The 10,899-nt window shown below is 43.6% G+C and carries 14 protein-coding genes and 1 pseudogene; 3 read left to right on the forward strand and 12 right to left on the reverse strand.

The window, feature by feature from the left end; genetic code table 11:
- Positions 1–221: 221 nt before the first annotated feature.
- Both pgeF and fmt read left to right on the forward strand, forming a co-directional pair.
- Entirely contained in the window at positions 222–1,016 is a 795-nt protein-coding gene (gene pgeF, locus PX482_RS17840) for a peptidoglycan editing factor PgeF (protein WP_002759681.1), read from the forward strand.
- A gap of 60 nt (positions 1,017–1,076) precedes the next feature.
- On the forward strand, positions 1,077–2,054 hold the full coding sequence (gene fmt / locus PX482_RS17845; RefSeq protein ID WP_002759682.1) for a methionyl-tRNA formyltransferase: 978 nt from the start codon (positions 1,077–1,079) through the stop codon (positions 2,052–2,054).
- Between the two features lie 29 nt (positions 2,055–2,083).
- Here fmt and PX482_RS17850 read toward each other — a convergent pair whose 3' ends face one another.
- From PX482_RS17850 to PX482_RS17860, 3 genes are all read right to left on the reverse strand, one after another.
- The gene (locus PX482_RS17850; protein ID WP_002759683.1) at positions 2,084–2,464 is read right to left on the reverse strand and encodes a cyclic nucleotide-binding domain-containing protein; all 381 of its coding nucleotides are present in this window, start codon (positions 2,462–2,464) and stop codon (positions 2,084–2,086) included.
- Complete coding sequence (locus PX482_RS17855; RefSeq protein ID WP_002759684.1) at positions 2,439–2,639, reverse strand: hypothetical protein; 201 nt, start codon at positions 2,637–2,639, stop codon at positions 2,439–2,441. Before PX482_RS17855 ends, PX482_RS17850 begins: the two co-directional genes overlap by 26 nt.
- Positions 2,640–2,828: 189 nt before the next feature.
- Entirely contained in the window at positions 2,829–3,635 is an 807-nt protein-coding gene (locus tag PX482_RS17860; protein WP_288055677.1) for a TlyA family RNA methyltransferase, read from the reverse strand.
- Between the two features lie 139 nt (positions 3,636–3,774).
- On the opposite strand from PX482_RS17860, the gene PX482_RS17865 reads away from it, so the two are divergent.
- Entirely contained in the window at positions 3,775–3,996 is a 222-nt protein-coding gene (locus tag PX482_RS17865; protein ID WP_002759686.1) for a hypothetical protein, read from the forward strand.
- A gap of 117 nt (positions 3,997–4,113) precedes the next feature.
- On the opposite strand, the gene PX482_RS17870 is transcribed toward PX482_RS17865, so the two are convergent.
- The 9 genes and pseudogenes from PX482_RS17870 to PX482_RS17910 all read right to left on the reverse strand — a co-directional run bounded on the left by PX482_RS17870 (position 4,114) and on the right by PX482_RS17910 (position 10,568).
- Positions 4,114–4,944, reverse strand: coding sequence for a metal ABC transporter permease (locus PX482_RS17870; RefSeq protein WP_002759687.1), 831 nt, complete (start codon positions 4,942–4,944; stop codon positions 4,114–4,116).
- On the reverse strand, positions 4,922–5,062 hold the full coding sequence (locus PX482_RS17875) for a hypothetical protein (protein ID WP_288122789.1): 141 nt from the start codon (positions 5,060–5,062) through the stop codon (positions 4,922–4,924). Before PX482_RS17875 ends, PX482_RS17870 begins: the two co-directional genes overlap by 23 nt.
- 108 nt (positions 5,063–5,170) lie before the next feature.
- Positions 5,171–6,529, reverse strand: coding sequence for a thioredoxin-disulfide reductase (trxB, locus tag PX482_RS17880; protein ID WP_147071847.1), 1,359 nt, complete (start codon positions 6,527–6,529; stop codon positions 5,171–5,173).
- An 86-nt stretch (positions 6,530–6,615) separates the two neighbouring features.
- Positions 6,616–7,395: an HAD family hydrolase gene (locus PX482_RS17885; protein WP_012267643.1), complete on the reverse strand. Its 780-nt coding sequence runs from the start codon at positions 7,393–7,395 to the stop codon at positions 6,616–6,618.
- 42 nt (positions 7,396–7,437) lie between these two features.
- Positions 7,438–8,631: a lipase family protein gene (locus tag PX482_RS17890; protein WP_002759692.1), complete on the reverse strand. Its 1,194-nt coding sequence runs from the start codon at positions 8,629–8,631 to the stop codon at positions 7,438–7,440.
- Between the two features lie 351 nt (positions 8,632–8,982).
- The gene (locus PX482_RS17895; RefSeq protein WP_002759693.1) at positions 8,983–9,276 is read right to left on the reverse strand and encodes a hypothetical protein; all 294 of its coding nucleotides are present in this window, start codon (positions 9,274–9,276) and stop codon (positions 8,983–8,985) included.
- Positions 9,277–9,337: 61 nt separating this feature from the next.
- Positions 9,338–9,706 carry a SpoIIAA family protein gene (locus PX482_RS17900; RefSeq protein ID WP_288094666.1) on the reverse strand — a complete coding sequence of 123 codons (369 nt, stop codon included), beginning with the start codon at positions 9,704–9,706 and terminating at the stop codon, positions 9,338–9,340.
- Positions 9,707–9,946: 240 nt separating this feature from the next.
- Positions 9,947–10,243: pseudogene (locus PX482_RS17905) on the reverse strand (AvaI/BsoBI family type II restriction endonuclease); the annotation flags it as partial.
- 67 nt (positions 10,244–10,310) lie between these two features.
- Positions 10,311–10,568, reverse strand: a complete 258-nt coding sequence (locus PX482_RS17910) for a hypothetical protein (RefSeq protein WP_079209336.1) — start codon at positions 10,566–10,568, stop codon at positions 10,311–10,313.
- Positions 10,569–10,899 lie beyond the last annotated feature (331 nt).

Below are 10,899 nucleotides of genomic sequence, written 5' to 3' on the forward strand. Positions count from 1 at the left end.
GGAGTGATCAGGGGGAAATTCAGGGACTTTTTCCCTGAAAATTAGGTAATTGACCCCCTCAAAATCGGTAAAACCCCACACCCCACACCCCACACCCTACACCCTGCCCCTAGGAAAAACTTTTTCAGCAGACCCTAAATAATCTTCCGGTTGCCGTTTGCCAAGCTCAGAACTAGGATAGGAAAGAACGAGGTATTAATGCAGCAAGAGAGGTTTAGACTGTGACCAATGTAGCGATCGATGTCCGATTAACCGAGACTTCTCTGTGGCAATGGCAAATATGGCAAGGATTGCCCTATCTTACCTGTAATCTCCTAGAGGACTGGTCCCACGGCTTTTTTACCCGTCATTATTACCCCCAAACCCCGGAAGCTTTTACGGCTGCTCTGGGGGCAAATGTACCGGTTTATCGGGTCAAACAGGTACATGGCGATCGCCTATTAAATCCCCAAGGGATTACTAACCCGGAAATTGTCGAAGCGGATGGAATTATCACCGATGCTTCCGGTCAAGGGATTTGGGTGGCCAGTGCTGACTGTACGCCCGTACTAATAGGCGATCGCTCTACTGGTGTTGGGGTGGCGATTCATTCTGGATGGAGAGGGACGGCCAAAAGGATAGTTCCCAAAGCAGTAAAGCAGTTATTAAACTCAGGTAGTTGTTTAGATAACTTAGTGCTGGCCCTGGGGCCGGCAATTGCCGGGGAAGTGTATCAAGTAGAGGCAGAAGTTGCCGTAGAAGTGGGTTTAAGTTTATTCCCCCAAGAAACCAATCCCGACCAAATTCTGGCGAATTTATTGAACCTGTCCCCCTCCCCCTTATTTGCTGACGAGGAAAAAGGGAAAGTGCGCTTAGACGTGCGACGGGTGATTTATCATCAACTACAACAGTTAGGAATTCGGGATGAACAAATTGCGATCGCTCCTTTTTGTACCTATCAACAAGAGGATCATTTTTTCTCCTATCGTCGGGAAAAAGCCAAAAAAATTCAATGGTCTGGCATAGTTAGCCGTTAATAACTCGGTGGACATTCACTGATTACTGCTCACTGATAACTGAAAAATCCCCCCTCTCCCATGCGTATTGTTTTTTTCGGAACCCCGACTTTTGCTGTTCCCACCCTAAAAAAATTATTAGCCAATCCCGATATAGAAGTAATTACCGTCGTTACCCAACCGGACAAGCGCCGGGGAAGGGGCAATCAATTAATCCCCTCACCGGTGAAACAAATAGCCATAGAACAGCAAATACCGGTTTTGCAGCCCAAAAGTGTCAAAAAAAACGCTCGAACCTTAGATTTTCTCAGACAATCGCGGGTGGATGCCTTTGTGGTGGTTGCCTACGGACAAATTCTCTCCCCAGAAATTCTAGAGATGCCGAGATTAGGCTGTATTAACGTTCATGGCTCAATTTTACCGAAATATCGGGGAGCAGCCCCCGTGCAGTGGTGCATCGCTAGGGGAGAAAAAGAAACCGGCATTACCACCATGTTAATGGATGCGGGCATGGACACCGGACCGATGTTACTGAAAGCCTACACCCCGATCGCTCTTTTTGACAATGCCGAACAGGTGGGAGCAACCCTAGGACAAATGGGGGCGGATTTGCTCCTAGAAACCCTCTCTAAGCTCGATCGAGCAGAAATTACCCCAATTCCTCAAAATAACGACGATGCCACCTATGCCCCTTTAATTCAAAAATCTGACTATCTAATCAACTGGCAAGATTCGGGCCGGAGAATTCACGATCGAGTCCGGGGTTTTTATCCTCATGCGCTGACCACTTTACGGGGACAACCCCTAAAAGTGATGGCCACTATTCCCCTAGAGGATCTCGGTCAACTTCCTCGAGAATTACAGACAAAAGACCTTTCTCATCTAAGCGGAGAAGTGGGAGCGATCGTGGCTCTCTGGAAAAATTTCGGGCCGGTAGTGCAGACGGGTGAGGGTTTATTATTATTAAAAGAAGTGCAATTATCGGGAAAATCACCGCGTTCTGGTGGGGATTTGGTCAATGGTTCCCGTTTAACTATCGGTGAGATTTTCGGTCAATAGTTTTCAGGGGATGGCTTTCCTTTGCTCCTCTATGCTTCACCGGTGAAGATTTTTTTCAACTTGCGAAAGCGATCGGAATAACTTCTTAACACTTCGATCGCAAACATGGGAGTTTCCTGCACGGCAAATAAAAACTGCGGTTGATTGAGATAGGCTAATTTACAATCAGTTTTGGCAATAGCTGTGGATTCTCGCAGTTTATCCCCATGCAGGAGCGCTCCTGCTCCGAATACATCCCCTTTTTCTAGAGTTTCTATCAATTGTCCCTTGATATACATCTCCACTTCTCCGCTAAGAATACCGTACATTAACTCGCCCTCCGTGCCATCGGCAAAAATAACTTCACCAGCTGGAAAAGTGCGATCGGGATGATTTTCGAGAATTTTAATCGTTTCTACGGGACTTAACATGATTTAACAATAATTTTTGCGGGTTATCTCTCCCATTTTCCAATACATTGAACTCCCCGATCATCGTTTTTGTATGTAAGAATACTTGAAACTTCTCTACCTGACAAAGATTCGGTTTGACTCTCAGAAATGCTTTGTTTAATCCTTGTCGGGGAGAGAAAATTTCCGTCTTCATACCTTTATCCTCTTCCTACCCAACCCGATTTTTGAGTGTATTTTTTTCTCTCTTATCTTTGCTCAAAAACCCTATATATATGGGCGCACGGATTCCCACTATACATGAAGTATAAAGCAAGTCTCGCCATTTGTCAAGGGTTTTCTGAAAATCTCCCCCACTTCCCGCTTCCTTGAGAAAATACCTAGTTTAAAACTGTTCGATCGCTGCTTGCGTAATTTCTGCGATCGCTGCTAAACTGGGACTAACTTGGCCAGTATCGGTGGACAACCAGAGAAGATACTCCACATTACCCGCAGGTCCGGTAATGGGAGACCAAGTTAAACCCCGATAGAACCATCCTAAGACTGCGGCGGCCTGTAAAACCTGAAAAATCGCCCCCGCTTGGTCTTGGTGGTCGCGAACTACCCCTTTTTTGCCGACTTTTTCCCGTCCCACCTCGAATTGGGGTTTGACCAATAAAATCGCCTCTCGCGGTGGATTTAATAGCGTCCACAGGGTCGGTAAAACTTTGGTCAGGGAAATAAAAGACAGATCCATAACTGCTAAATCGGCGGGTTTTTCCTGTCCGTATAACTTTTCTGGGGTTAAATAGCGAAAATTAGTTCTTTCTAGTAACATAACTCGTTGATCCTGCCGTAAACTCCAGGCCACTTGTCCATAACCCACATCGACCCCATAAACCCGTTTTGCTCCTTTTTGCAAGAGACAATCGGTAAATCCCCCCGTGGAAATGCCTCCATCTAAACAAATGCGATCGCTGACATCGATGGCAAACAATTCTAAGGCCTTAGCTAATTTTTCGCCCCCCCTTGACAAATAGGGCAGTTTCTGCTTAACCTCGATCACCGCTTCTGGATCGATTTCTGTGGCCGGTTTATCAATGATTTGGTGATTGACTTTCACCTCTCCAGCGCGAATTAATCGCTGTGCCTGTTGACGGGAATCACAGAGATTTTTGGCTACTAATAATAAATCTAATCTTTCTTTCGACAAGGAAGGCCTCCCAATAATCAGCGCCTAATTCTAAAAAATACCTTATTTTTCCGCAAGCAATCCCAGAAGGAAGATTATAACTAAAGATAGGGACAAACGGAACCCATCAGCTAAATTTTCGCTGCCATCCCGATATTTTATGGATAAAGAGACTCGATTCGCCATTTTAGTTATTGGCATCCCCTTTCTAGGACTAGCTTACTGTGGCTTGATTTTTGCCGTGATGATCTATTGGGTGTGGGGCCGGGAACATCCCGTAACCATGGCCACTTTTTTCGTCCTTGCTCCTTCTTTGATTTCTGGTTCTATCTGGCTGTTAGCCTCCTATAAAGCCCGCCAAAAGCAGCGTTTAGGGTTATAATTGGTAAGACTATCCCATCGGCCTCTAGAGAACAACTAATGTGGGGCAATGTGGGGGTGAATTGCCTTCACCCTCCCCTAGATAACTTTTTCTGATCACCACAACTAGGGGAGAGCCTTAAAGATTAGATATTTTTCTGGTGATAGTTAGGATGAAAGGTTTCCAAGTAAGACTGATTAAATAGCCCAATCCTGCCACTAAAATAATTGTCGCCCCTGAGGTGAGATTTAAACTATAGGATAACCACAAACCCACTAAAGTAAAGACAATTCCTAAAATAATCGCTAGGATCATCATTCCCTTCATATTTTTAACAAATTGTCCACTGATAGCGGCGGGAATAGTTAATAAAGCAATTACCATAATTAATCCTACCACCTGCATTACTGCCACAATAGTTAAAGCGGTTATTCCCATTAAACCTAAGTAAATTATCTCCACGGGAATATTGCGAATAATCGCAAAGGTTTCATCAAAAGATATGGCTAACAACTCTTTATAAAAGATACTAACTAAGGTGATAATTAATATATCTATGCCCGCCATTATCCATAAATCATCCCTCGGTACAGTTAAAATACTACCGAAAAGATAACTCATTAAATCAGCTTTATAACCGGGGGTTAAATCAATAAAAATTACCCCAATCGCCATACCAATCGCCCACATAACCCCGATTAAAGTATCGGCTCTCTCCCGGATGCGACGCTGTAAAAAACCCATGCCTAAAGCCGAAAAAAAGGTAAAAAATATCGCCCCCACCAGGGGATTAATCCCAAAAAAATAACCGATTCCTATCCCTCCATAGGCAGCGTGAGCGATTCCACCACTGATAAAAACCACGCGATTAACTACTACCAAAGTACCGACAATCCCACAGGCAATACTAACTAATATTCCTGCGGCAATCGCATGGCGCATAAAATCAAATTGTAAGGCCTCTAGCATAGGGTGTGGGGTGTGGGGTGTGGGGTGTGGGGTGTGGGGTGTGGGGTGTGGGGTGTGGGGTGTTGGGGAGTGGGGAAGTGGGGAAGTGGGGGAGTGGGGAAGTGGGGGAGTGGAGCATTTGGATGAAATTTCCCTATCACCCTATCACCCTATCACCCCAAAACCCTATCACCCTATCTCCTAACGACCGACTCCTGACTCCTGACTCCTGACTCCTGATAACTGATTATTGATAACTCTCAATTACTTGACGAAAATCGCTTTTTTGTTTGACTCCGCGCATTTCTTTTACTAATTCCCGCTCCTTAAAGAATTGTACCGTGGGAGTCCCGGTTACTTGACCCATTTTGGCAATTTCTGGGTCAGCTTCGATGTCAATTTCCACAAAATAAATTTTGCCATCGTACTCATCGACCACTTTATCTAAAATCGGTTTCAGGGTTTTACAGGGGCCACAGGTGGGAGAAACATATTTGACCATTAACAAGCGATCGCCATCGTGGAATAATTTCCGCAGAGCATAACCCCCAACGTGACGGGTTTTGTGAATATCAAAAGTTTCCTCCGTATCGGCCGGGGTTTCGCTAACGGTTTTTGTCTCGTAATGTTCAGAAGTGGCTGATTGACGGTATTCTTGGATTAAATTATGCTCCGATAACCATCTTTCTGCCAATAACGCCGCCATACACCCCGTACCTGCGGCAGTGATTGCCTGACGGTATTCGTGGTCCTGCACATCTCCTGCGGCAAAAACCCCCTCGACGCTGGTAGCAACAGTCCCCGGTTTGACTTTCACATAACCCACCTCGTCTAATTCTAGTTGTCCTTGGAATAGGGAAGTATTGGGAGTGTGACCGACGGCATAAAATAACCCTCTAACGGCTAATTCGCTGATTTCTCCCGTTTGCGAGTTTTTAATGCGTAATCCTGCCATTTTACTGCCTGTACCGAACACATCCACTGCTTGGGTGTGAAAATGAACGGTAACTTTCGGATTATTTAACACCCGGTCCTGCATTGCTTTCGAGGCACGCATCGCTTCCCCGCGTATCAATAAATGGACGTGAGAGCCGTATTTAGTTAAATATACGGCTTCTTCTGCCGCCGAGTCACCGCCACCAATCACAGCGAGGTTTTCCTCTCTAAATATCGGTGTAGCACCGTCACAGATAGCACAAGCGGAAATCCCGTTACTCCAGAATTGGGCCTCGCTGGGTAATCCTAAGCGTTTGGCAGTGGCTCCCGTGGCGATAATAATACTATTGGCCTTCACTTCCCGGTCGGTGGAACGAATGGTAAAAGGACGCTGACTTAAATCCACCGAGATAACATCTTCGGTATAGCATTGGGTCCCCCATCTTTCGGCCTGTTCCTTCATTCTTTCCATCAGCTTCGGACCGGTGATTCCTTCGGGAAAACCGGGGAAATTTTCTACTTCTGTGGTGGTCATCAATTGTCCCCCCGGAATGCCTCCCGCTTGGAAACCCTCAAACATCAAGGGTTTTAAGTTCGCACGCGCCGCATAAATCGCCGCCGTATATCCCGCGGGTCCCGAACCAATAATGACTAAATTCTCGACAGTCATAACCGTAAATGCAACTCATAACGACTACGCTTTTTAGTATAGCAGCATCAGTTATCAGTTATCAGTTATCAGTGTCATATTCCTCGTCACCGACTCTGCCAGTGGGTAAAGTCTGCCGCAAATTGAGCTAGGGATAACAGCTTAATACGGGTATCTTGAGCAACTTTTTGGCGCATTTGAGCCGTATTATATCCCCAATCGGCTAAATATAAGCCCACATCGTTTAAATCTGCTTGTTGCTGTACTAATTCCAACGCATCGAGACGATCCTCGACAAACCACAAATTAGCGGGGGATTCCGGTAAATCAGCCAGTATTTGCTGAATAGTCAGGTATTTCGGCTGTTTAATTTCCTTGCCAATTAATCTCGCTGCCGGAAAATTAATTGCTACTTTTTGTAACAATTGCTTGACAAAACGGCTTTCTTTTGTAGTGATAATATAAACCAAAAAATCCGAGTCTAAAAGAGAGGCCAGGCGATCGATCGCGGGTTGATAAAATTGATGTAAGGCTAACCAAGACTCTAGATCCGACTCAATCCATCGATCCCTAAGACCATCGAGGGCATTTGAGAGAACTTTTTTCGCTATTTTCTCCCTTTCTAGCAGATTTTGCCGAATTGACGGCCAATTATTTAAAGCTTCCCCGTCGGGAATACCGAGAACAAGCGATCGCAACAGTAAAGGCATTTCCCAACCGGTTTCGATAACGGGACGAAGTTGCGAAAAACTAGGGAAAAAATCCTCGGGAATTATTTCCGGCCAAAGGGTTTCATAGGTGCGTTTGCTAATCTGAAAATACTCGATCATGCCATCACAAAGAACACCATCAAAATCCAGTGCTAGAATGCGGGGGGATTGACTCATAAATGCTGGTTTAATCTCAATAATGGCAGTATAGCGCAGCTATTAGCTATTCTTTGCTTCATCGTTGACATAACATAGCTGTCTGATGATTTCGGTGACAGAATTTTTCAATCCCTCTACATGAATCCAGCCCACATATACAGCATATACGATATTTTGGTGATTGTCCTGTATATAAACATGATGAACACGATATAAATCTGAGCTTAAATAAATATAACCACTGGCATCTTTAAATTTACCTTCTAGTAATATTTTTTCTTTTAGAGGTTTCATTTTTACCAGATCTTTAGTCACTCCAGATATTTTAGCTATTCTTTCTATGGCAAGATCAACACAAGTGTTATGACTGTAACTATCGCCATGATTATAATCCTGCTGATTAAAATAAATTGTCTCTACGATATTTTTGGCCACTTTATCTGATGCTAGGTAATAGGTATGAGCATTAAGGGAATTCAAGACTACGGCAGCAATTTCTACAGAATCAAAAATATTGCCAGTCGCTTCTAGATAATAATCGCTCATTAAAATCTTGGATACATCGGTTATAGAATCAAAAAGAGGACGAATTGGATAAGCGATAATATCGGAGGAATTGATCAGATTATTCCAGAGCAAACGCTGGCCTTGATGCTGGGTAATAAATTTTTCAATTTGATTAGTATCAATGCCTAGAGTTAGATTTAAAAATGGGATCGGTGAACCCATTGTTGTTACAGTAGATAGGGAAAGTTTGCCCCGTTCTTTACCGATAAGATCACGAATTTTGTGAGCGGGATCCTGAGGGTCAAAACGCTCGGAAAATAACAGATCCCAAAGGATTACAGTACCCAAAGAATGGGCAACTATATGTAATTCGGTTTCCTGGGGATAAGCTTGAACAAGATCGATTAATTGGTCGGCAATAATGCGGCGAATTTGGTTTCCTCGATCGCTGCCTAAATAGCTAAATGCGTCACCAATAAAATAAGATAAATACTCTTTTCTAAAATTTTGATAGCGAAAGGATTGCTCGGGGTTAAAATTAATATTTTTCTGTTTTTGTGTCTGTAATTCTTGCTCGATATCTCGCCATAATTTTTCGGTTCCTTTGAGGACATTTCCCCAAAATCCTGCATAACAGTAGGGAATCGCCAGATTTTTGCGTTTACATTCTTCTTCAATTAGTTTGATTAATTTATTGGCATAACTAGCATCTCTTGTGGCCACTCCATGAATAAAGTAAATCAGCATAATAGATTTATCTCAATAGGCGTTGATCGGAATCTCTCACCTTCTTAATATACCCTTCTAGCTTCAGAAAAATATCAGGATGGAGCGAGATATAGTAATGCACAATTAAGGTCATTTGTCAAGAGATGGTGGAGTGATTATTTAGGTTCTCTCTCCACTGACCAATCCTCTGAGGATAATCCCATAGTTTCTACTACTTTTACACAAAAATAGTAGATATCTTTGGAAGATTTACCGATTATTCCTAGTATTTATCACTCTAACACAGCAATTTGGCACTGCCCAGAATCATGGCGGTGGGTTACGCATTGCTAACTCACTCTCAGGGCCCACTTCATCTCCCCGATGAAGTTAAATAAAGTTACCTGCCACCAGATTATTACTATTAACCAATCTCAAAAGAACCGAGGAAGCGTTGCTTGAAAAAGCAGCCTCAGCACCTTGAATAATCAGTGCATCTAAGCTACTACCATCGGTGCTGATGGTGAAGACATTACCACTGTAGCTACCAGAAAGGTAGTAGTTTGTACCAGAAACCAGACTAGAAGTTAAAACCCCAATCCCGGATATTGCAGAACTCGAAGAATCCAGATCAAGTATATCTCCTAGGGGACCAGCGGTTCGGTCTAACCGTGTATTAGACACCTCCAAAATTCAGGCTAGATTGAGGTTAATTTCTGGAAATGTCTATTGTACTGCAAGGGAATCAGGAGCCGCCCAAGATCCATTGGTTCGCCACCTCAGTTTCCCCCCATGGGAACTGCCTGACTTCAGCGGCGACAAAGTGGGAAGCCAGACTTTCAATCAGTTTAACCAGAGTGGAATCAGTCACCACTGCAACCTTACTGACGTACTTGTGATGGTCGCGTATCAGCCGGAAATGAGCAACCAAGGCACCAAAACTCTCCCAACCAGTGAACGTGGGAACTTCGATGATTACGCCAGCAAGGCCACCAGTGGCTTCAATGTGGGGGTCCACTGCCTCCGCAATCTTGATGAAATCTTCCGCCGCAAGTGCAGATGTAGGTTGCATATACAGAATGCTATGCGCGGCATCTAAATTATACTCTATCATAGTTTGCCTCTCCCAAATGGTCGAAGTCTAACTATATACTATCACAAATAGTGGGACAAAGATTGAGGCAAAATCAATAAGCGATCGCAGAGAATAACCACAAAGACACAAAGACACAAAGACACGAAGATTAGGCTGGTTAATTCTTCTTGCCATCTAATCAGAATTGGGTGGTTTATGCATTGCTAACCAACCCAACTGGACTTTATTTGAGGGGTAATGTTCTAGATGTTAACTAGGTTAAAGATGGCATAGCCAACGCATAATTGAAACCAGTTGATTATCATTGGTTAAGTTAGCGGCATTGGTGAGTTTTTTCGTCTCTAATTGCTGATAAATTTCCCTAGCCATTTTTGTTTCAATAGCAGCGCCGATAAAAAAAGTATAAGGATGCTTAGAGATTTTTCTAAAAGCATCATCAATTCTCTGCAAAGCAGTACGAGCAGTTTTCCAATGTTCATCTGCTCGAGCGGGATCAATCCCACCTTTCAATTCTCCCAAAGCAATGTATAAATCAGGAGATTGTAAGGTTTGTTTCAATCCCTAAGCTAGGGAGAGGAATGTAAAGATTTATTAAATTGTAGCGTAGGATACTTTGACCCCACTAAACAGTATTGGCTATTCTGCTAGATTGAATTGCACGGAGTTTTTCAACGCAAACCATCTTGATCCAATCCTGACGATTCATGTTCTGCAATTGACACTCTACATCTATGCTTCGTAGTAATTCCGGGGGAAAATCAAGATTAATCTGTTGCTTAACCTGAAAATTACCTGTGAAATGCTCAGAGACATCTTTCCCTAGATGTGCTTGTTGAGCAATTTCCTCAATATCTTTAATTTCAGTTGACTGTTTCCTCATAGCTTTTGCGCTCCTGTTTAGTTGATTTCCAAGCGGTGACAACCCAAATGTAATCACCGACTTCATCGACTCTGTATTCTACGATGAATGTTGTTAACGTTCCGCCCGCAAAGCCAACAATCCGATATTGCTCTGGCTGCTCAGAGCGTTGGTCTTCGATGTAAGGTTTTTGACACTCCCGTCGCTAAAAGCGAGGGATTCTTGGTTCACTGACTCAAGTTGTCTTAGCAGGTATTTCTACCAACCAAAATAGAGCTTAAATCTCCCCAAGCGTTTAGGTCTAACGACCAGCTTCCGATATGCCCTATCGTAGCTTTTTTGAGTATATTTA

The sequence above is a fragment of the Microcystis sp. M53602_WE12 genome (assembly GCF_030065455.1).
In the GTDB taxonomy this organism is placed as follows: domain Bacteria; phylum Cyanobacteriota; class Cyanobacteriia; order Cyanobacteriales; family Microcystaceae; genus Microcystis; species Microcystis aeruginosa.